Source organism: Pseudomonas sp. SST3, assembly GCF_003325755.1.
Window position 1 is genome coordinate 204,139 of the sequence record NZ_QORI02000007.1, and the last position, 20,941, is coordinate 225,079.

Below are 20,941 nucleotides of genomic sequence, written 5' to 3' on the forward strand. Positions count from 1 at the left end.
GACGGGCGCCAGCGGATGCCGCCATCGAACCGTGCCGCACCTTGTTCTAACCTCGCCTCGATCTTACTGAGCCTGCTCAATGACTATCGAACAGAACGTATCGAATCATCCCACTCTGGTGCTGGTGTGCAAACGACCCGCCCTCGGTCACGGTAAGCAGCGTCTGGCGGCCCAGATTGGTGCGGAACAGGCATTGCGTATTGCCGAGCGACTCCTTGATTGCGCGCTGGAAGATCTCGATGCATGGCCCGGCGCGACCATCATCTCGCCGGATCACGGTGGGGCCTGTGATTGGGCCCATGCGCAGGCGCCACAAGCCATCTGTATAGCGCAAGGCACCGGCAACCTCGGTGAACGGTTGAATGCGCTGGACAAGGCCTTGCGCGAGCAAGGTCATCAACGACTGGTGTTCATCGGCAGTGACGCGCCAGCCCTGACGCCCAGAGACTATCAACGTGTGCGTGCAGCATTGGACGAAATCGATACGGTACTGCTCGGTGCGCGGGACGGCGGCGTGGTGCTGATGGCCTCGAACCGGCCCTGGCCAAATCTGGCCGCGCTACCCTGGAGCACCGCCAGCCTTGGCCCGGCGCTTGCGGATATCTGCCGCAGCGCAGGTCACTCGGTCGCTTGCTGTGGAGAGTCGTTCGACATTGATGAGCAAGCGGACTTATCACTTGCCCAGCTGCAACTGGCGGGCGATCCCCGCGTCGCCCGCCGCCACTTCTTGCAGGCGCTGAGCCGACGCGGTGTAACGCCGCTATGACTCATTCTTTTCAGATCAGCGTGATCATCCCTTGCTGGAAGGACGAATCCCACCTCGAACGTTTGCTTCTGCAACTGCGCCGGGCGGAAGCAGAGGATGGTGTCCCGCTGCAAATCATCGTTGTCGATGCGGCCACCAGCGAGCATTGCCATAGGTTATGCCAGCACCTCGACGCGCTCTGGTCACCCGCAGCGCCGTCGCGCGGCGAGCAGCTGCGTCAGGGCGCCGCGCTGGCTGAGCACAACGTGCTCTGGTTTCTGCATGCCGATGCCCATCTGGAAGGCCAGCCATTGGCCGCGGTTCGATGCGCCATCGAGGGTGGCGCCAGCGGTGGCTATTTCGCCTTCCGCTTCAGCGACACGCACGACTGGCAAGCTCGAATGATCGAGCGGCTGGTGGCCTGGCGCAATCAGGTGGGTGTGCCCTACGGCGACCAAGGCATTTTCGCCAGGCGCGCGGCCTACTTCGCTGTCGGGCAGCACGCACCTTGGCCGCTCTTCGAGGAGGTGCCGCTGGTGCGGGGGTTGCGGGGCCATGGGCAGTTTTACCGAATCGAGCACGGGCTGCGGGTCAGCTCGCGCCGCTGGAAGCGCGATGGCTGGTGGCGTCGCACTTGGCGCAACCGCCTGCTGGCCTTGGGTTTCATGCTCAACATTTCCCCCTTCACACTTGCGCGGCTGTACACCGGAAAAAACACACCGAGCAGCGAAGCAACCGGTGAGGACACGCCGGAAGAACGGTGATGACATCGCTGAGACTGTGGATGCCAGTTGCACTCAGCGGCCTGACCCAGTCGCGTCATTCGATACGAATAGACAGTCGGGTGTTTATCCGTTCGCCGCCATTCGAATGCCTCTGTTTTCGAGCTCTCCGTGGCGATGCGCGTCCGGTAAGCCTTGCCCACAAAGGGTTTCGTCGCTATCGGGTGCTCGGTTGAAAAGGCTCTCGTCCGCTATACGGTAAAGACGCTCAGGTGAGCGGATGATCATTTCCCGTCCGCTGACCTCGAGAATCCCTTTAGACCGGAAGCCCGAGAGCGCTCGCGATACGGACTCGACCGCCAACCCCAGGTGATTGGCCAATTCCCGCCTCGCCATTGGCAGCCGTATGCGAGTTGCGGATAGGTTTCGCGCCGTCAGTTGCGCCATGAGATGCACGATGAATCGAGCGACTCGTGTTCTCGATCGGGGAGCCGCCAACCGCAGCCGAGCTTGCCGGCTATACAGCAATTCCCGGCTGAGAATCCGCAGCAAGAAATGGTTCAGCGCAGGGCTGCTCGCGCTGATTTGCTTCAGTGCATCGATGGAAATGTCGCAGACGGTAGTGGTTTGCATCGCAGTCACTGTGTCGCTGAAATTACCGTCATACAGTGCAGAGGCACCGACGAAATCACCTGCCAGAACGAAGCCGAATATCCGTTCGTTACCATCACTATCGACGTTCGAACTGCGCACGGAGCCGGTTCGTACCATGTATAGGGATCGGGCTGCCTGGCCGGAACTGACTAGCACATCGCCCTTGTCCAGGACCGGGCCCTGCGTTATGAGTCGATCCACAGCGATGAGATCCATGCGATTCAAGGCCGCCGGAAAACACTGATTGGCTCTCACGCACCGCTGGCATCGAGGGACCGTCGGGAATTTAATCAACGGCTTCCCGCTCCAGGCAGGTTTCGATCAGTGCAGGATTTGAGCATCGGTTCATACCATCGCTAATGCAACGACTCAGCGTTTACGACGTAATCATTGCTGTTGATTTGGCGGGTTCAGCACAGCTTCATGGCTGGCGAATCTCGGGTCGGCTGAATGATGCGACCAACGCCTCGATCCTTCGAATCACCCATCTCTGCCTGCGGTCAATCAACTCGAGACGGCCACCAAGGTGTGTTCACAACAATCGCGAGCTGGAAGCCGCAACAGCGACACGCATCCTATGGCGTCGCTGCGTTCACCGAAAATGAAACCTGATGCCTATTGATATCAATATTTTTGCGCTATCAGTGAGATGAGCGCTTTCCTCGCTTCAATAACCAAAACAGCGACAGATGAAGAAGACGCCGAACGCTTTTCGCACCGGTTCGACATAACGCCGGGTTCGCCTTGATTGCCTGCTGATTGGCGAGGGAACGGGCGCGAAGATACCGCCGTCCACGCCAGAACGGGTTATCAGATCGGTCAGCAAAAGCGTAAACATCAGTACCAGCCAGAACACCGCGCCGCCCCAGCATCAGATGATTCCCTGCCCATGCCAGTCCACAGAGGTACGGGAACGTTTTCCGGCCCGAGCCAGTCACCTTAAGACAACAGGTCCGCCCGCCGCCTCTCTCCCAGGCGAAGGGTAAAAGGACCGAAGCTAACGCCGGACCGTGCCGGCACCAGGCCAGGACGCCGAACGTATCCATCCGATAACAACGACGGAGGCCTGATGACCGACTGCACGATCCATTTCGATGGCAAAGCCCTGACCGGGGAAGCTGGCACTCCGCTGGTCGACTTCCTCGCCAGCCATGACATCGACCTGCCCCACGTCTGCTATCACCGGGCACTCGGCTCGCCGCAAACCTGCGACGTCTGTTGGGTACAGGTCGGCGGCGAGCTGGTGCGCGGCTGCACGCTGGAGGCCCGCGACGGGTTGGAGATCACCAGCCAGATCGCCGAAGCCCGTGCCGCGCGTGAAGAAGGCATGGACCGGCTGGTAGCCAAGCATGAGCTGTATTGCACCCTATGCGAGCACAACACCGGCGACTGCACGCTGCATAACACCTATGCGCAGATCAATCCGCCGATCCAGCGTTACGAGTTCAAGCGCAAGCCCTACGAGAAGGACCACTCCAACCCCTTCTACACCTACGATCCCGACCAGTGCATCCTCTGCGGCCGCTGCGTCGAGGCGTGCCAGAACGTTGAGGTCAACGAGACGCTATCGATCGACTTCAGCATGGAGCATCCGCGCGTGCTCTGGGACGGCGGCAAGCCGATCGACGATTCCAGCTGCGTAAGCTGCGGCCACTGCGTCACCGTCTGCCCATGCAACGCGTTACTGGAAAAGACCATGCAACCCGACGCCGGACCTTTCACGGCACTGCCGCAGGACATCAAGCGGCCTATGATCGACATGGTCAAAAAGCTCGAGGAGACCATCGGCGCGCGGCCGATCACCGCCATCTCGAAAATGGACCTGCACTGGCGCCAGCCTGAGATCAAGCGCACCAAGACCGTGTGCACCTATTGCGGAGTCGGCTGCTCCTTCGAGATGTGGACCCGCGGCCGGCACATCCTCAAGGTACAGCCCGTGGTCGACGCACCGGCCAACGGGATCTCCACGTGTATCAAGGGCAAGTTCGCCTGGGACTTCGTCAACGACCCAAAACGCCTGACCACTCCACTGATCCGTGAAAACGGTAAGTTCCGCGAGGCCAGTTGGGACGAGGCACTGAACCTGGTCGCGCATCGCCTGCTGCAGATTCGCGACATCCATGGCCCGGACGCCATCGGCTTTATCGGTTCGAGCAAGGCGAGCAACGAGGAGGCCTATCTGACGCAGAAGATTGCCCGCGCGATCATCGGTACCAATAGCGTCGATAACTCCTCGCGCTACTGTCAGAACCCGGCCACCAAGGGCCTGTTCCGCACGGTCGGCTACGGGGGCGATTCGGGCACCATCGAGGACATGGAAAAGGCCGAGCTGATCGTCATCGTCGGCAGCAATCTGGCTGAAAACCACCCGGTAATCGCGTCCAAGCTCAAGGCGCAGAAAAAGCACCGTGGACAGATGTGGGTGGTATTCGACCCACGCAAGCACGAGATGGCCGAGCGCGCCGACATCCATCTGCGGCCGAACTCTAGCACCGACATGGTTTGGGCCTCGGCGCTGTCGCGCTATATGTTCGAGCACGGTTACGCGGACCAGGCGTTCCTCGACGCCCGGGTCAATCAGGTCGAGGAATACAAGAAGTCGCTCGAGCCCTTCACCATGGACTTCGCCGCCGAGGTAACCGGCATTGCCAAGGACAAGCTGATCGAGGCCGCCGAGCTGATCGGCCAAGCCAAGTCGGTCTGCCTGCTCTGGGCCATGGGCATCACCCAGCATAGCCACGGCTCGGATACCAGCACGGCGCTCTCGAATCTCTTGCTGGTCACCGGCAACTACGGCCGTCCCGGCACCGGCGGCTACCCCATGCGCGGCCACAACAACGTGCAGGGTGCCAGTGACTTCGGCTGCCTGAAGAACATGTACCCGGGTTACGAGAAGGTCACCGAGGAAAAGAACCGCGACAAGTGGGCCGAGGCCTGGGGCGTGCCGAAGGACCGTCTGCCGCTGGAAAAGGGCAACGACAACTTCACCATGGTCCAAGGCGCCGACGAGGGCTCCGTCAAAGCGATGTACATCATCGGCGAGGAGACCGCCTTCTCCGACGCCAATAGCAAGAACGTGCACAGCGGTTTTGAAAGCCTCGATTTCATGGTCGTGCAGGATATCTTCATGAGCCGCACCGCCGAGTTCGCCGACGTCGTGCTGCCGGCCGCACCCTCGGTCGAAAAGGACGGCACCTTCACCAATACCGAACGGCGTATCCAGCGCTTCTACCAAGTGCTGCCGCCGCTGGGGAACAGCCGGCCGGACTGGCAGATTCTCACCGACCTCGCCGCCAGAATGGGCCACGATTGGGGCTACACCCACCCGAGCCAGATCATGGACGAGGTAGCCGGCATCGCCACCATGTTCCAAGGCGTCAGCTATGAACGGCTGGAGGGCTGGCAGTCGCTGTTCTGGCCGATGCAAACCGATGGCAGCACCACGCCGCTGCTCTATACCGAGCGCTTCCACACCGACGATGGCAAGGCCGTACTCTTCCCGCTGGAATGGAAACAACCGGCGGAAGCCGCCGACAGCGAATACGACATCATGCTCGACAACGGCCGCATGCTTGAGCAGTTCCAAGGCACCAACCAGACCGGGCGCGGCCCACGCATCTGGTCGCAGGCGCCGAATTGGTTCGTCGAAGTGAGCCCGGAGCTGGCTGCCGAACGCGGAATCGAGGACGGCACATGGGTGAAGATCACCTCGCGTCGCGACTCGGTGGAGGTGCGTGCCACCGTGACCGACCGGGTCGCTGGCAAAACCTTGTTCATGCCGATTCACCAGGGCAAGCCGGGCCTCAACCTGCTCACCGGAGAGCACCACGACCCCGACGTAAACACTCCGGCCTACAAGGAGACCGCAGTCAAGCTCGAAGTGTTGCCGAAGAAGGGCGAGCCACCCCTGCCGCCGAACAATTTCCGCCATGCCAAGCGCACGCCGACCGATGGTGTGCCTGTCGAGGTGAAGTGGTACCGCGACGATTACATCGCGCCGCCCGCCCAAGCCCCGCACCCGGAGAGATTCTGATGGCCCAACGATTGAACTACGAGGTCAAGCCGACCCCGATTGGCCCCAGCGCACAGGAAGAACTCGACACCCTGTTGGAAACGCTGCATCAGCGCGGCGTGCTGCGCTTGGCAAACGACCTGGCCGGCTCACACGACCGCCTGCTCAAGGTATTGATCGACGGTGTGAGCAAGGAAGGCTCACTCAATGCCATTCAGAACTTGTCGATCCTCGGCATGGCGCTGTCGCGGATCGAGCCGGCGCAGTTCTACAAGATGGTGTTTGCCTTCCAGGCCGCCTTTGGTGCCGTCGGACGATACAAGCCGGACGACAAGCACGACGAAGCGCCCGGTGTAACCGGCGCCTACAAGATGCTGCATGACGACGAGCTATGGGCCGCACTGATGCCGATCATCGAAGGGCTCAAGACGTTCGCCAGCGGACTGGACAAGGAGGTCGACAAGCCGATCACCGAATTCAGCGGCAAGCAAACGGAGCAGTGAAGCACGCCGCCGCGGTGCTCAGGTTCGTAGCGGCTTGAGGGTTCGAAGCGTTCAGAGCGCGCGATCGAAAAAGGTGTCCAGTCCGCACCACCGCGCCTGGGTCACGGTGTAGGCGCGCACGTCCTCAGGCCACTCGACGGCCTTCACCACGCTCAAGCTGCGCAGCATGGGAAACAGTGTGATGTCATCCCAGCGCGGTTGTTGATGCGGCGGCGTCAGGTCGACGATCTCCTGCAGCCGCCCCAGCTGTGCATCGACCTCGCGCGCCTTGGCCTCGGTATTCGCCAAGGCCGCGTCGAAGTCGCCGATGGTTTCGGTTTTCTTCTTGCGAAAATGCTCGTAGGCCGAGGGGCTGGCAAACTCCTCCAGACCGATCTGCGTCCAGCGCGGATAACCGAGATACTGCAGGTTAGGCACAAAGGGCTCGAGCCACTGTTTTAACGCGGCAGTGTCCGGCTCCTGAATAATGGGTTGGCCGTCGAGCCCATCAAGGTATCTGACGATATCCATGCTGTCGGCCATTGGCGTGCCGTCATCACGCACGAGCACCGGTATCTGGTGCTTACCGATCAGTTGAGTGATGGTCTGCTCGTCGTCGGCCGGCAGCACCACACCGTCGACTTCGATCCCCTTCAGGTTCAATGCCATGCGCACCCGGGCGCTGAAGGGACAGTGTTCGTAGTAATAGAGCTTCATCGGTCAAATCCGCATGGGGTTCAAAGGGAATGACCGGAATAATCGGTCCCGGTTTTGTCGTTCGCCCTGGAACCGACGAGAGGGCCAACAACGCCGTGGCGAAACGCAGCAGTACCTTGGTGCCGGCCCACCGCCGCTTCTCGGGCGCGGCCCCACGAAAGCCCCTGCCCCGCCAGTGAGCGCGACATCACGCAGGCGCATGCGACAGTGCAGGCAAACGCCTGCCCTCGGCAGCCCTCCCGCCTAGTGGTCGGAACCTGGCCGAGCAAGGTCGTTCTACTGCAGACGGATTCAGCCAACGAGGACCTACCATGCCCGCGCTCTCCGCCACCCCCGATTGCTGCTGGAACGCTAACGCGCCACGCAGCGACTTTCCCCGCCTGACCGGGCACGCCGAAAGTGACGTCGTAGTGGTCGGCGCCGGCATCGTCGGACTGAGCGCCGCCATGGCTCTGTGCGAAGCAGGCAAGTCCGTCATGGTGCTGGAGGCACGGGAAATTGGCAGGCAGGTCACCGGACGTTCTACGGCAAAAGTCACGACCCAGCACGCACTCATCTACCGGCACCTGATCGACACCTTCGGCCAGGAGTTGGCGCAATGCTATGCCGATGCCAATCGTGAAGCCGTGCAGCGGATTCGTGATTGGGTCGAAACCCACCAGATCGATTGCGACTATCAGCGTCAGTCCGCCTTTGCCTACGCCTGCTCGTCGCAATCGCGAACGGCCATCGAGCAGGAAGCCGAAGCAGCGCGCTGTCTCGGCTTCGCCGCGCGGGTATTGGAGCAAGCGCCGCTACCCTTCCAGACCGCCTGCGCCCTGGAGTTTCCGGACCAGGCGCAATTCAATCCGACCCGCTACCTGGTAGGGCTGGCCGGTGTGGTACAGGCGCGCGGTGGACGCATCCACCAACGGACCCGCGCGCAGAGCTTCGAGCACAATGGCCGTTGGCAGGTCGGCTTCGAGGGTGGAAGCGTCGATGCCGACCAGGTGATTCTCGCCACACACATGCCGGTCCAGACGCCGGTCGATCTCGTCGGCCCTACCCAGCCGCGCTGCCACGTAGCGATGGCCTTCCGTCAGCAAGAGAACGCGCATCTTGAGGGGATGTTCATCGGGATCGAAGAGCCCACCCATTCGATACGTATGGGTCGCGATGCTGAAGGCCCGCTGCTGGTTGTGCTCGGCCCGCGTTTCAACACCGGCCAGGACGGCGACGTAGCGCGACGCTTCGTTGACCTGGAACAGTGGGCACGGAGCAATCTTCCGGTCGGCGAAGCGGTATGGCGCTGGTGCAACGAGGATTACGACACCGCTGATCGCATGGCCTACGTCGGCGAGCCGGATCCGGAGCAATCGCCAGGACTCTTCGTCGCCACCGGCTTCAACGCCTGGGGAATCAGCAACGGCACCGCCGCCGGGCTGGGCATCGCTCGTCAGATTATTACCGGTCGCCGGCCATGGAAGGACCTCTTCGATCTCAAACGACCGGCCCCGGACGACTACAACCAGAGCGGCGACAGCCAGTCCCTGGTAGAAGGAACGGAAACCATCGGTCACGGCGAGGGCGGCGTTATCACCCGTGGCGATGAGAAGATTGCGGTGTGGCGAGACGACTCCGGCATGCTGCACGGCGTCGCCGCGGCCTGCACACACATGGGCTGCACCGTGACCTGGAACAACGCCGACCGCACCTGGGACTGCCCGTGCCACGGTTCGATATTCGAGGCAAATGGCGAAGTCATCCATGGCCCCGCTCGCCAGCCGCTACCAGCCAGGCCGCTTTGATCACGGAGAACCCATTCGGATCAGCGGATTATCGCCGGCGCTCCTCCAGCTCCCCGGCGCTGTAGTCATCAGCCAGCCGCAACGCCGACATACGTTCGCATCGACATGCCAACGGGCGTTCGCGGCGCCTGTGTTTTTGCCGTTCACGCCGCAAAAATTTTTAAAGAATTTTCCAATTGGTGCACCGGATCGGAAGGCAAGGCTGCCCCGCAGTTAAACCGTTTCGAAATAGCAGTTTAACTCTCAAGCAAGCAAGTCCTTTCTCTTTTACTAAGCTAAAAAGCCCATAACCACAGCGTACAAGTCCACCGGGATGACCGGCGAACTTATGCTTCGCTTGCCATCTCTACTGATTACCGTCCTTCAACGATCGTCAGGGGGCCTCGGATGTCTTCTAGAACAGATGAGCTCAGCAGCCGAAACTATCCCATCCAAGAAGATATGGTGCTGCAGTCAAGAATGTGGAAAACAGAGCGGATCGGCTGGACCATATTGATTGGAATAATACTGATCACATTTACGGGCGTGTTTAGCACCGGCCCCTTAAGCAGAGTTATCGCGCAAACTGCAGCCGGAGATATACAAGTCCAATACCAACGTTTCGAGCGACACGGCGCATCCACGGAAATAAAGATCAATACCCGGGCCGGTAAGGATGGGCAAGTATGGCTGACGCTGGATGGCGACATGCTTGAGAGTTTCACCATTGAAAGCATACAACCTGAGCCGATCAGCTCAGAAAGCTTCGGTCGTGGACTTCGACTGAGATTTCAATCAGGTCCTGAAGGCCGAACCACGGCTTATTTCAGCTTGCGTCCGAGCGGGCTGGGTTTAACCGAAAGCGCGGTACATGCTGATGGAGAGCACATTGCATTTACTCAGTTCATCTACCCATAAGGTGCTGCCATGGACTCTGTACTCCGCGCCGCCGCGATCTACTTAATAGTTTTGATTGTTTTTCGAATAGCGGGTAGAAGAACACTCTCGGACCTGACCACCTTTGATTTCGTGTTACTTCTTATCATTGGTGAGGCAACACAACAGGCGCTGCTAGGTGACGACTTTTCAGTTACCAACGCAGCCATTGTTATCGTATCGCTGGTAGGGTTTGATATCGCCTTGTCCCTAACCAAACGCAGGTCGCTATGGTTCGCCAAAATCATTGATGGCGAGCCAATCATAATCGTCGAACATGGCCAGATGCTGGGTTATCGAGCCAAGAAGGCTCGGATAGATGAAAGCGATATTCTGGAAGCTGCACGGAATTCGCAGGGCCTGGAGCGGCTTGACCAGATCAAGTTCGCCATTCTGGAAAAGGACGGGAAGATTTCAATCATTCCAAACGGGTAACTCTTTCTGGCGCCCCGTCGTACGCCCGGCCGAGAACCGTATCAGCCAGTCCCGTTACCAATGCAAGCTGGCTTTACTGCTGCGCCTCGGATTTAACGAAATCGACGAAGGCCCTGAGCGGTGACGGCATATGACGACGCCCGTGGTAATACAAATAGGGTCCGTCGAAGGATTGCCACCACTGCTGAAGGATAGGGCTCAGCCGACCATCCTCAAGCGGCTCGCGGAGGAAGTCTTCGAAGATATAAACGATGCCAAGCCCCTTGATGGCGGAGCTGATCCTGAGGTCATGTGAAGACGTCACTAGCTGTCCCCGAGGTGGAACCCGCAGGATTCGGCCGTCGTTCTCAAATTCAAAAATGCCAATCTTGCCGTTCTCGAAACGATGACCGATCAGCTGATGGTCGGTCAGCTGATCGGGATGCTGAGGCGTGCCGTGAGCCTTCAAGTAAGCTGGCGCTGCAGCCGCGACGAAGCGCTGTCGCCTAGGTCCGATGGGGACAGCAATCATGTCCTTGGCCAGACTCTCCTCGTAGCGCACCCCCGCGTCATAACCGGCCCCGATGACATCAATGAACGTGTTCTCCATGACCACCTCGACGTTAACGCCGGGATAGAGCGCGAGGAAGCGGCTCAGCATGTCAGGCAGAACGTAACGTGCCACCGGTACGGGCACGTTCAGCTTCAATGTACCAACCGGACGCTGGGCTTCATCATCAAGATCGTTGAATGCAGCACTGATTTCCTCAAGCGCCGGGCGCAGACGTTCGAGCAAACGCGCCCCAGCACTGGTTGGCGTGACGCTGCGAGTGGTGCGATTGAGCAGGCGAAGGCCTACATCGCGTTCCAGGCGGCGCATGCAATCGCTCAGCGAAGACGCCGACATGCCGCGTTTCTGCGCAGCGGAACGAAAGCCTCCCGCCTCGACCACCGCGGCGAAAAGCGCAACATCAGTCAGATTGGGTTGACGCATCGGGTTTCTCCTGGCCGCGCCCAACTGTACGACTCACCGCACAGCCCGTCCACAGACACCCCGATTATCACGGCGTTCTCGGACGGTGATACTGCCCGCGTCGACCACCCGCTCAGCCAGAGCCATGGTCATTCCCGTTGAACGACGATGAGGACGCAATTATGTGGGGAAGAACAACCACGCCTGAACCGAGTGGCATCAGCCGCGCCCGCCATCTTATGAAGATAACCAGGTCCGTGTTCGCCAGTGTTGCGCTAGCAGCCGCTTTTACAACCGAAGCCGCTAATCGCGTGCCGCCGAAGCCGGACTGGACGGTCAGCGACATGCCATCGCAGGAAGGCCGTATCGTCCTGATTACCGGCGGCACCAGCGGCATGGGTTACGAGGACGCCCTCGCCCTTTCCCGTGCCGGCGCTGAGGTCATCATTGCGGCCCGCAACGCCGAGCGAGGACAGCAGACGATCGAGCGGATACGCCAACAAGTACCGGATGCGGACGTACGATTCGAAGCGGTGGATCTGGCCAACCTGGCCTCGGTACGCAACCTGGCTACGCGCCTCAACGAGCGCCTGGCGCGGCTGGATGTGCTGATCAACAACGCCGCCATCATGGCACCGCCGCAACGCAAGATCTCTGCCGATGGCTACGAGTTGCAGCTGGCGACCAACTATCTCGGGCACTTCGCGCTGACCGGACTGCTGATGCCATTGTTGCGCGAGAGCGATGATGGTCGCGTCATCAGCCTGTCGAGTATCGCCGCCAGCCGCGGCACGATAAACTTCAACGACCTGCAGGCCGAACAGACATACAACCCCTACGCCACTTATGCGCAATCCAAGCTGGCCGTACTCCAGTGGGCATTCGAGTTGCAACGGCGCAGCGAAGCATCCGGCTGGGGTGTCCGCAGTATTGCGGCGCATCCGGGCGTTGCCGTTACCGAACTGGTCGAACGCGGCCCGGGGCTGGACAGCCAGTTTGGCATGAGGTGGGCAGAGGATCGGGACGAGTACCACTCCGCCGCTCAAGGTGCACTCTCCACGCTGTATGCCGCGACCGCGCCAGAGGCGATAGGTGGCGCCTATTACGGTCCAACCGGTGAGGAAGAAAAGCGCGGACCGCTGGGCTTTGCCCAAACGCCTGAGACCGCCACGACGCGTGCAGACGCTGACAAGCTATGGCAACTGTCCGAACGTCTCACTGGCGTGGCCTACCCCTGAACACGCAAGAATCTATTTCCCGTCCCGCCGCCCTTCGCCTTGCAGGAGCTGCTCCATGAGCACGGTATCCGTCTCACATCGCCTGAGTGTCGCAATCAATGCAGAAGACCATGAACTGCACGCCGCACTGTCTGGTTTTCTATTGTTTTTCTGCCTGTTCGCCGGGTACTTCATGCTGCGCCCCATCCGCGAGTCGATGGGCGTCGCGGCGGGCGTAGACAACCTGCAATGGCTGTTCACCGCCACCTTCGTCGCCATGCTCGTCGCGGTACCGCTGTTCGCCTGGCTCAGTTCTCGAGTACCGCGTCTGCATTTCATCGACTGGGTGTTCGGTTTCTTCAGCGTGAACCTGCTGATATTCAGCGTTCTGTTCCAGCATCACGGAGACAACGCCTGGATGGCCCGGGTCTTCTTTGTCTGGATATCGGTCTACAACCTGTTCGTCGTGTCAGTTGCCTGGAGCCTGATGGCGGACGTGTTCGATGCGCATCAGGCCAAACGCCTGTTCGCCTTCATTGCCGCCGGAGCAAGCGTTGGCGGACTGGTGGGACCGGCGCTCAGCGCGCTCTTGGTTGCCAGCCTGGGCGAAGCGGGACTCATGCTGCTCGCCAGTCTGCTGCTCGGGGTAGCGCTCGCACTCAAATTCCTGCTGATGCGCTGGCGTGAGGTAGGCGGAGCCGGTCGCCCGGGCGCGGCGCCAGCTGAAAGCACGCGCAGGCCGTTACCCGGCAACCCTTTTAGCGGCATGACCCGGGTTTTGCAGTCACCCTATCTGATGGGTATCGCCGGTTTCGTCGTACTGCTGGCAACCGCCAATACGTTCCTCTATTTCGAGCAGGCGCGCCTGGTGGCCGAGCTGTTTCCGGACCGCAACGCACAGATCCGCGTGTTCGGCACCATAGATCTGATCGTCCAGGCCGGCGCCTTGCTGTCGCAAGTATTCATCGCGGGGCGCGTCGCGCAGAAGCTGGGGGTCCGCATGCTCCTGATGATCGTGCCCTTGATCGTGAGCATCGGCTTTCTCGGACTTGCCCTGGCGCCCAGCTTCGCCATGCTCGCAGCCCTGATGATCGTGCGACGTATCGGTGAGTACGCCTTCGTCAGACCGGGCCGGGAAATGCTGTTCGCGCCCCTCGACGCCGAGAGCAAGTACAAGGCCAAGAACTTCATTGATACCGTCGTCTATCGCGCCGGCGATGCCATGAGCGGCTGGGTCAAGAGCGCGCTGGACATGCTTGGCCAGGGCACGGGGCTCGTGGCGGTGGTCGGCGCCATCTGCGCGATGCTGTGGGGTTATCTCGGGTGGCGTCTCGGCAATCAGGCAGACAAGCAGGCGCAGCCGATGACTGCCGATTGAGGGTGACGGTACCAACGCCTATTCGATCGCTCGTCAAGCGTCGCTATGTGCGCCGGTTCGTAAAGCGGCAGGAGGGACTAGCCGGTGGCGCAGGCGCTACGGAACCGCGTGGCAAACAGAACACCGAGGAATCAGACACTGCGCCGGCGCCGCAAAAGCAGGCCGGCGCAGCGAGAATCACTGTTGCAGTTCCTGCTCACCGAACATATCGGCGAACAGCATGGTGGACAGATAACGCTCGCCGGAGTCAGGGAGGATCACCACGATATTCTTACCTTGCATTTCAGGACGTTCAGCCATGCGCACCGCCGCAGCCATGGCCGCGCCGCAAGAGATGCCACAGAGGATGCCTTCTTCGCGCATCAGGCGCAGCGCCATGGCCTTGGACTCCTCGTCGCTCACCTGTTCGACCTGATCGACCATGGACAGATCTAGGTTCTTCGGCACAAAGCCAGCACCGATGCCCTGAATCTTGTGTGGGCTGGGTTTGACTTCCTCCCCAGCGAGCGTCTGGCTGATCACAGGCGAACTGATCGGTTCGACCGCCACGCTGAGTATCTTCTTGCCCTTGGTGTTTTTGATGTAGCGCGACACACCGGTGATGGTGCCGCCTGTACCGACGCCGGAGACCAGCACGTCGATGTTGCCTTCGGTGTCGTTCCAGATCTCCATCCCGGTGGTCTTCTCGTGGATCGCCGGGTTGGATGGGTTTTCGAACTGCTGTGGCAGGTAATAAAGCTCTGGGTCCGACGCAGCGATTTCTGCCGCTTTCTCGATGGCGCCCTTCATGCCTTTTGCCGGTTCCGTAAGCACCAGCTCCGCTCCGAGCGCCTTCAGTACCTTGCGTCGCTCCAGGCTCATGGACGCCGGCATGGTCAGCATCAGCTTGTAACCACGTGCCGCCGCGACGAAAGCCAGGCCAATGCCGGTATTCCCCGACGTCGGCTCAATGATGGTCATGCCCGGTTTGAGAAGGCCATTTTTCTCGGCATCCCAGATCATCGCGGCGCCGATCCGGCATTTCACTGAGTGTGCCGGGTTGCGGCCTTCGATTTTGGCCATGATGGTGACGCCCTTCGGGCCCAGCCGATTGATCATGACCAACGGGGTATTCCCGATGGCCTGCGCATTGTCAGCGAAGATGCGACTCATGACAGTGTCCCTGCAATTGGAAAAACGGACTGATGAGCCTATGCCCAGTCTGATGACTCGTCCAGCCGAACTCACCGATGCGTGTGGGGGTCCACCCAGAGGTAAGCCATTCAGCGATGACTCCCTCGACCAGACCAGGCCCATCATGAAGAAACGCTACCGGATTCCGTTTTGGATACTGCTGTCAATCGCCCTGCTACTGCTGATCGTTCACCTCGCCCTACCTTACCTGGTGCTCAATTATCTGAACGATAAGCTGGCAGACATGGGCGAATACCGAGGTCATGTCGATGATGTTGATCTGGCCTGGTGGCGTGGCGCTTACCGAGCCGACGGCGTACTCATCGAAAAGAAGAACGAAGAAGTCCAGGCACCGCTGTTCACCGCACCCACGATCGATATCGGCTTGAGCTGGCGCGCTCTTTGGGAAGAGCAAGCTTTGGTCGGCGAGGTGACGCTGGAACAGCCACAGCTGAATTTCGTCGATGGCGAGGACACCGGCGACTCGCAGACCGGCGAAGGTGTCGATTGGCGTGAGCGGCTGGAAGAGCTGACGCCCTTTACCCTGAACGAACTCCGCGTGGTCGACGGTCAACTGTCGTTTCGCAACTTCGAGTCCGATCCGCAGGTACATCTCTACGCCAATGCGATCAACGCAAGCCTTTACAACCTGACCAACACGGCCGATGGACAGGGCCGCGTCGCCACATTCGAAGGCACCGCCAAGTTTCTCAACCACGCCCCGATGGAAGCCACCGCGAACTTCGATCCCTATACCAATTGGGAAGATTTTGAAGTGAACCTGCGCGTGACCGGCGTGGATCTGACGAAGCTGAACGACTTCAGCAACGCCTACGGCAATTTCGATTTTGCAGGCGGCACCGGCGATCTGGTCATGGAGGTCGAGGCCAACGACAGCGAGCTGTCGGGCTATATCAAGCCTCTGTTGCACAACGTCGACGTTTTCAATTTCGAGCAGGACGTTGAAAACGAAGACAAGGGGTTCTTCCGTGGCATCTGGGAAGCAGTGGTCGGTGGCGGTGAGGAAGTTCTGCAGAATCAGAGCAAGGATCAGTTCGCGACGCGGGTGGAGCTCTCCGGCAGCACGAAGAATGCCGATGTCAGCCCCTTTCAAACATTCATCGCGATCCTGCGAAATGCCTTCGTCGAGGCGTTCTCGGCCCGCTTCGAGCGTTCATTGAGCGAAGACGATGAATAAACGGGAACAGGCAAAATGTCCGCGCCCATTCAGTGACTGAATGATCCGCTCGCGTTCACACTGAGGAGCCCATCCCTTATAGTCGATCGTCTAACCAAAACATGAAGCGCCTGCGTGCCAGGCCCGATCAAGGAAACCCCGATGAAGTTTGAAGGCACCCAGTCTTACGTCGCCACCGATGACTTGAAACTGGCGGTTAACGCTGCCATTACGCTGGAGCGTCCGCTGCTGGTGAAGGGTGAGCCGGGCACCGGCAAAACCATGCTCGCCGAGCAACTGGCTGAGTCCTTCGGTGCGAAGCTGATCACCTGGCACGTCAAATCCACCACCAAGGCGCATCAGGGCTTGTACGAATACGATGCCGTGAGCCGTCTGCGCGATTCGCAGCTGGATTCCGATCGGGTGCACGATGTGCGCAACTACATCAAGAAGGGCAAGTTGTGGGAAGCCTTCGAGGCCGAACAGCGGGTCATTCTACTGATCGACGAAATTGATAAGGCCGACATCGAGTTTCCCAACGACCTGTTGCAAGAACTCGACAAGATGGAGTTCTACGTCTACGAGACCAATGAAACCATCAAGGCCATACAGCGGCCGATCATCATCATTACCTCGAACAACGAAAAGGAGCTGCCCGACGCCTTCCTGCGCCGATGCTTCTTCCATTACATCGCGTTCCCCGATCGCGAAACGCTGCAGAGGATCGTCGATGTGCACTACCCGAATATCAAAAGGGATCTGGTCGCCGAGGCCCTCGACGTGTTCTTCGATGTCCGCAAGGTACCGGGGCTGAAGAAGAAGCCATCCACCAGCGAACTGGTCGACTGGCTGAAGTTGCTGATGGCCGACAACATCGGCGAAGCCGTGCTACGCGAGCGCGATCCGACCCGAGCGATTCCGCCACTGGCCGGCGCTCTGGTGAAAAACGAACAGGACGTGCAATTACTTGAGCGCCTGGCGTTCATGAGTCGTCGCGCCAGCCGCTGAACGACGGCGGTTCCAAGCGGAGCCGGCCGCCTCACTTACTGGAGGAAGAGCCATGCAAACGCATACCGGTAGTTGCCTCTGCGGTGTCGTGCGGTACCGCATCGACGCACCGATCAACGAGCTGACCCACTGCCACTGCAAGATGTGTCGCAAGGCACATGGCGCTGCATTTGCGACCTACGCAAGCGTGCCGTTGGAAGCGTTCCACTTCCTGTCTGGCAAGGATCAGTTGGGGGTCTTCCACTCCTCCGAACATGTGACGCGTACGTTCTGCATTCGCTGCGGATCCAACCTGCAATTCGTCGATAATCGTGAGCATGAACTCGGCGTTGCGGCCGGCACGCTCGACTCCTCGCTGCCGGTCCCGCCCCAGGAGCATATCTTCGTCGGCTCCAAGGCGGACTGGTACGAGATCAGCGACGGGCTCGCGGAACACGACGAAGACCTCTGACCCATCAAACGCAAGGTGCCGTTACGACGGTATACCCGAGGTTCTGCCATGCTGCTTGGCCTGTTCAATGAGATGCGTGCCGCCAAGGTACCGGTGTCGGTACGCGAGCTGCTCGATCTGATCAACGCGTTGAAACACAACGTGATTTTTGCCGATATGGACGAGTTCTATTATTTGTCGAGGGCCATCCTGGTCAAGGATGAGCGCCATTTCGACAAGTTCGACCGTGCTTTCGGCGCCTACTTCAAGGGGCTGGAAAATCTCGATCAGCACATAGAGGCGCTGATTCCAGAGGAATGGCTGCGCAAGGAGTTCGAACGTTCGCTGAGCGATGAAGAGCGCGCCAAGATTGAATCACTCGGCGGGCTGGATAAGCTGATCGAGGAGTTCAAGAAGCGCCTGGAGGAGCAGAAGAAAAAGCACGCCGGGGGCAATAAGTGGATCGGTACCGGCGGCACCAGCCCCTTCGGTTCGGGCGGTTACAACCCGGAGGGCATCCGCATCGGTGACGCCGGCAAGCGTCAGGGCAAAGCAGTGAAGGTCTGGGATCAGCGCGAGTATAAGAACCTCGACGATCAGGTTGAGCTCGGCACCCGCAACATCAAGGTAGCCCTGCGCCGCCTGCGCAAGTTCGCTCGCCAGGGCGCGCAGGACGAGCTGGACCTCGATGGCACCATCGACCACACCGCCCGCGACGGCGGACTGCTCAACATCCAGATGCGCCCGGAGCGGCGTAACGCCGTGAAGCTGCTGATCCTGTTCGACATCGGCGGCTCGATGGACGCCCATGTGAAGGTTTGCGAGGAGTTGTTCTCCGCCTGCAAGACCGAGTTCAAGCACCTGGAGTACTTCTACTTCCACAACTTCATCTACGAATCGGTCTGGAAGAACAACTTCCGCCGTACCTCCGAGCGCACCTCTACGCTCGATCTGCTGCACAAGTATGGCGCCGATTACAAAGTGGTGTTCGTGGGCGATGCCGCCATGGCGCCCTACGAAGTGACTCAGCCCGGTGGCAGTGTCGAGCACTGGAACGAGGAAGCGGGCTACGTCTGGATGCAGCGCTTCATGGAGAAATACAAGAAGCTCATTTGGATCAATCCCTACCCCAAGGACACCTGGGGGTATACCGCATCGACCGGCATCATCCGTGATCTCGTTGAGGATCGTATGTATCCGCTGACGCTCAACGGGCTTGAGGAAGGCATGAAGTTTCTGTCGAAATAAGCCGTTCCTAACGACTGCAAGGATGCGCGGGGATGAGAAATCGATGGGCGCTGTGCGCCGTTGTAGCGTTGACGGCATTCATCGCAGCAGGAGATCTGTTACTAACGGTCGAGCTGTCAGGCGAGGCCGCCACGCAAAACACCGCCGTCAGGGCATCAGCATTCACCAACTGGCTACTTGAACATCAACGACTCATCAACACGGCAAAACTGATCGTGTCTACTCTAATGCTGCTCTGGTGGCTAGCCGCGACAATCAGGCCAACTCGCCGCCCTCGCCTCAGACTGGCCAACGTCGCGTTCAGTGGCTGGCTGGCGATAGAGACTGTGACGGTATGGGCCGCCGTGCTTGGCGTGCTGTATCAGGTGTCCGGTCTGTCCGATGGGCTCACCGGAGGCGGTACCCTTACGATCATAAAGGGCACCGAACTCAGCTGGTTGATACCTTTGACGTTCTGCATACCTGCCCTTCAGCTTATCTTGGGCGAATGGGCATATCGCTCTGGCCAATCATCAGCCCAACGCCAGATGAGTTCGACTATTTCGCAGGCGGAAGCGGCTTAGCGGTACGCCGCCGGCGTCGATGACGCTCCGGAAAAAATGCCCGGCGCAACAGCAGATAGATACTCTCAATCACCCAGGCCAGCAGCAACGCAGAGCAAAGCCCCCAGGCAATCGCTTCAGGCGCCAGCAGAACCTGGAAGCGATAGCTGTTCCAGACCTGGCGCCGCAAGTCCCGATCAGCGCCGATCAATACATGCCAGGCCTGGGCAAACCAAGGCCCTTGCATGATCCGCCATTCCCTATCCAACAAACGCGCGCGCTCCACAAGCGCAGCAACGCTGCGCGCATCGCTCTGGATGACCGGGTCGTCGCTGGCACGATAATGCTCCACCAACGCGTTCAGGTTGCCCTCGAAGAAGCGTCCTGCCGTGTCCTGAAAACCCAGCAGGCCCTGCTGCGCCTCGATCCGGCGCGCCTCGACGTGCCGCTCGTATGCCTCGATGAAGGCCGGCACCTGAATCCCGACCAACAAGCCAAGGGCAAACAGGGTCAACCGCAGATAGCTCCGGATCATCACTGCACCTGCCCGCGCGCAACGCATTCGCCCAGCCGCCAGAGCGTCCACTCGCCCGGCTGATGAACATCCCATTGCTCGTTGTCAGTCAACGGTTCGGTCGCCAGCACGGTGACGACGTCATTCGGCGTGGTTTCAGCGGTGAAATCCACGGTCAATTCTGCATCCTTCAGCTGGGCTGGCCCGAAGGGCGCGCGACGCGTGATTTGCGCGAGCTTGGTGGTGCAGAAACTGAACAACCACTCTCCGTTGCTCAGCAGGCAATTGAATACGCCCTTGGCACGATAATCGGCGCAGGCTTCGAGCAGACGCGGCAGGAGATCTTCGGCCGCGACGCGCTCAGGAAAATCGGTGCGCACCCGGTTAAGCAGGTCGCAGAACGACGCTTCACTGTCTGTATCCCCAACCGGCTGATAGAAACCCCGTGCGGGGTCGAAATCAGTGAGCTGGCCGTTGTGGGCGAAGCACCAATGTTGCCCCCACAGCTCACGTACAAAAGGATGAGTATTGACCAGGGCGACCTTACCGACGTTGGCGTGGCGGATATGGCCGATCACCACCTCGCTCTTGATCAGATAGTGCTGGACCATCTTCGCCACTTCCGAGTCGCAGCTGGCCACGGGGTCCTGAAACAAGCGTAAACCGCGGCCTTCATAGAACGCGATACCCCAGCCATCCTTGTGCGGCCCGGTACGCCCGCCGCGCTGCATCAGACCGGTAAAACTGAAATGGATGTCGGTCGGTACGTTGGCGCTCATGCCGAGCAGTTCACACATGCAGGTGTCTCCCGTTACGTCTTGCCCATGCCTGTC

At 59.9% G+C, this 20,941-nt stretch carries 20 protein-coding genes; 14 read left to right on the forward strand and 6 right to left on the reverse strand.

Annotation, left to right across the window (positions count from 1 at the left end):
• The first annotated feature begins 79 nt into the window (after positions 1 to 79).
• The gene (locus tag DQ405_RS09585; RefSeq protein WP_168423998.1) at positions 80 to 766 is read left to right on the forward strand and encodes a DUF2064 domain-containing protein; all 687 of its coding nucleotides are present in this window, start codon (positions 80 to 82) and stop codon (positions 764 to 766) included.
• Positions 763 to 1,509: a glycosyl transferase family 2 gene (locus DQ405_RS09590; RefSeq protein ID WP_174824661.1), complete on the forward strand. Its 747-nt coding sequence runs from the start codon at positions 763 to 765 to the stop codon at positions 1,507 to 1,509. The genes DQ405_RS09585 and DQ405_RS09590 overlap by 4 nt, the downstream gene beginning before the upstream one ends.
• An 84-nt stretch (positions 1,510 to 1,593) precedes the next feature.
• Here DQ405_RS09590 and DQ405_RS09595 read toward each other — a convergent pair whose 3' ends face one another.
• A complete protein-coding gene (locus tag DQ405_RS09595; RefSeq protein WP_274597410.1) occupies positions 1,594 to 2,337 on the reverse strand; it encodes a Crp/Fnr family transcriptional regulator in 744 nt (247 codons plus the stop codon).
• Positions 2,338 to 3,190: 853 nt separating this feature from the next.
• Here DQ405_RS09595 and fdhF point away from each other — a divergent pair.
• Together fdhF and DQ405_RS09605 are read left to right on the forward strand one after the other, a co-directional pair.
• A complete protein-coding gene (fdhF, locus tag DQ405_RS09600) occupies positions 3,191 to 6,154 on the forward strand; it encodes a formate dehydrogenase subunit alpha (protein ID WP_168424000.1) in 2,964 nt (987 codons plus the stop codon).
• Positions 6,154 to 6,636 (forward strand): DUF1641 domain-containing protein, encoded by a 483-nt coding sequence (locus DQ405_RS09605; RefSeq protein ID WP_168424001.1) that lies wholly within the window; start codon positions 6,154 to 6,156, stop codon positions 6,634 to 6,636. Before fdhF ends, DQ405_RS09605 begins: the two co-directional genes overlap by 1 nt.
• A 51-nt stretch (positions 6,637 to 6,687) precedes the next feature.
• On the opposite strand, the gene grxB is transcribed toward DQ405_RS09605, so the two are convergent.
• Positions 6,688 to 7,332: a glutaredoxin 2 gene (gene grxB, locus DQ405_RS09610; RefSeq protein ID WP_168424002.1), complete on the reverse strand. Its 645-nt coding sequence runs from the start codon at positions 7,330 to 7,332 to the stop codon at positions 6,688 to 6,690.
• 311 nt (positions 7,333 to 7,643) lie between these two features.
• On the opposite strand from grxB, the gene DQ405_RS09615 reads away from it, so the two are divergent.
• The 3 genes from DQ405_RS09615 to DQ405_RS09625 all read left to right on the forward strand — a co-directional run bounded on the left by DQ405_RS09615 (position 7,644) and on the right by DQ405_RS09625 (position 10,469).
• Complete coding sequence (locus DQ405_RS09615; RefSeq protein ID WP_168424003.1) at positions 7,644 to 9,119, forward strand: FAD-dependent oxidoreductase; 1,476 nt, start codon at positions 7,644 to 7,646, stop codon at positions 9,117 to 9,119.
• Between the two features lie 387 nt (positions 9,120 to 9,506).
• Complete coding sequence (locus tag DQ405_RS09620; protein ID WP_168424004.1) at positions 9,507 to 10,016, forward strand: hypothetical protein; 510 nt, start codon at positions 9,507 to 9,509, stop codon at positions 10,014 to 10,016.
• A gap of 9 nt (positions 10,017 to 10,025) precedes the next feature.
• On the forward strand, positions 10,026 to 10,469 hold the full coding sequence (locus tag DQ405_RS09625) for a DUF421 domain-containing protein (RefSeq protein ID WP_168424005.1): 444 nt from the start codon (positions 10,026 to 10,028) through the stop codon (positions 10,467 to 10,469).
• A 73-nt stretch (positions 10,470 to 10,542) separates the two neighbouring features.
• Here the strand turns inward: DQ405_RS09625 and DQ405_RS09630 are convergent, their stop codons facing one another.
• Entirely contained in the window at positions 10,543 to 11,442 is a 900-nt protein-coding gene (locus DQ405_RS09630) for a LysR family transcriptional regulator (protein WP_168424006.1), read from the reverse strand.
• Positions 11,443 to 11,603: 161 nt separating this feature from the next.
• Here DQ405_RS09630 and DQ405_RS09635 point away from each other — a divergent pair, with 161 nt between their 5' ends.
• On the forward strand, positions 11,604 to 12,659 hold the full coding sequence (locus tag DQ405_RS09635) for an oxidoreductase (protein WP_168424007.1): 1,056 nt from the start codon (positions 11,604 to 11,606) through the stop codon (positions 12,657 to 12,659).
• 55 nt (positions 12,660 to 12,714) lie between these two features.
• Entirely contained in the window at positions 12,715 to 14,016 is a 1,302-nt protein-coding gene (locus DQ405_RS09640) for an NTP/NDP exchange transporter (RefSeq protein WP_168424008.1), read from the forward strand.
• A gap of 177 nt (positions 14,017 to 14,193) precedes the next feature.
• Here the strand turns inward: DQ405_RS09640 and cysK are convergent, their stop codons facing one another.
• Positions 14,194 to 15,168, reverse strand: coding sequence for a cysteine synthase A (gene cysK, locus DQ405_RS09645; RefSeq protein ID WP_168424009.1), 975 nt, complete (start codon positions 15,166 to 15,168; stop codon positions 14,194 to 14,196).
• A 145-nt stretch (positions 15,169 to 15,313) separates the two neighbouring features.
• On the opposite strand from cysK, the gene DQ405_RS09650 reads away from it, so the two are divergent.
• The 5 genes from DQ405_RS09650 to DQ405_RS09670 all read left to right on the forward strand — a co-directional run bounded on the left by DQ405_RS09650 (position 15,314) and on the right by DQ405_RS09670 (position 19,615).
• Positions 15,314 to 16,387, forward strand: a complete 1,074-nt coding sequence (locus DQ405_RS09650; RefSeq protein WP_168424010.1) for a DUF748 domain-containing protein — start codon at positions 15,314 to 15,316, stop codon at positions 16,385 to 16,387.
• Positions 16,388 to 16,528: 141 nt separating this feature from the next.
• Positions 16,529 to 17,374: an AAA family ATPase gene (locus DQ405_RS09655; RefSeq protein WP_168424011.1), complete on the forward strand. Its 846-nt coding sequence runs from the start codon at positions 16,529 to 16,531 to the stop codon at positions 17,372 to 17,374.
• A gap of 52 nt (positions 17,375 to 17,426) precedes the next feature.
• Positions 17,427 to 17,825: a GFA family protein gene (locus DQ405_RS09660; protein WP_168424012.1), complete on the forward strand. Its 399-nt coding sequence runs from the start codon at positions 17,427 to 17,429 to the stop codon at positions 17,823 to 17,825.
• 48 nt (positions 17,826 to 17,873) lie between these two features.
• The gene (locus DQ405_RS09665; protein WP_168424013.1) at positions 17,874 to 19,052 is read left to right on the forward strand and encodes a vWA domain-containing protein; all 1,179 of its coding nucleotides are present in this window, start codon (positions 17,874 to 17,876) and stop codon (positions 19,050 to 19,052) included.
• A gap of 32 nt (positions 19,053 to 19,084) precedes the next feature.
• A complete protein-coding gene (locus DQ405_RS09670; protein ID WP_168424014.1) occupies positions 19,085 to 19,615 on the forward strand; it encodes a hypothetical protein in 531 nt (176 codons plus the stop codon).
• Here the strand turns inward: DQ405_RS09670 and DQ405_RS09675 are convergent.
• Positions 19,590 to 20,129 carry a DUF2937 family protein gene (locus DQ405_RS09675; RefSeq protein WP_168424015.1) on the reverse strand — a complete coding sequence of 180 codons (540 nt, stop codon included), beginning with the start codon at positions 20,127 to 20,129 and terminating at the stop codon, positions 19,590 to 19,592. The two genes, DQ405_RS09670 and DQ405_RS09675, sit on opposite strands and share 26 nt — an antisense overlap.
• Complete coding sequence (locus DQ405_RS09680; protein ID WP_168424016.1) at positions 20,129 to 20,905, reverse strand: class II glutamine amidotransferase; 777 nt, start codon at positions 20,903 to 20,905, stop codon at positions 20,129 to 20,131. Before DQ405_RS09680 ends, DQ405_RS09675 begins: the two co-directional genes overlap by 1 nt.
• Between the last annotated feature and the right edge of the window lie 36 nt (positions 20,906 to 20,941).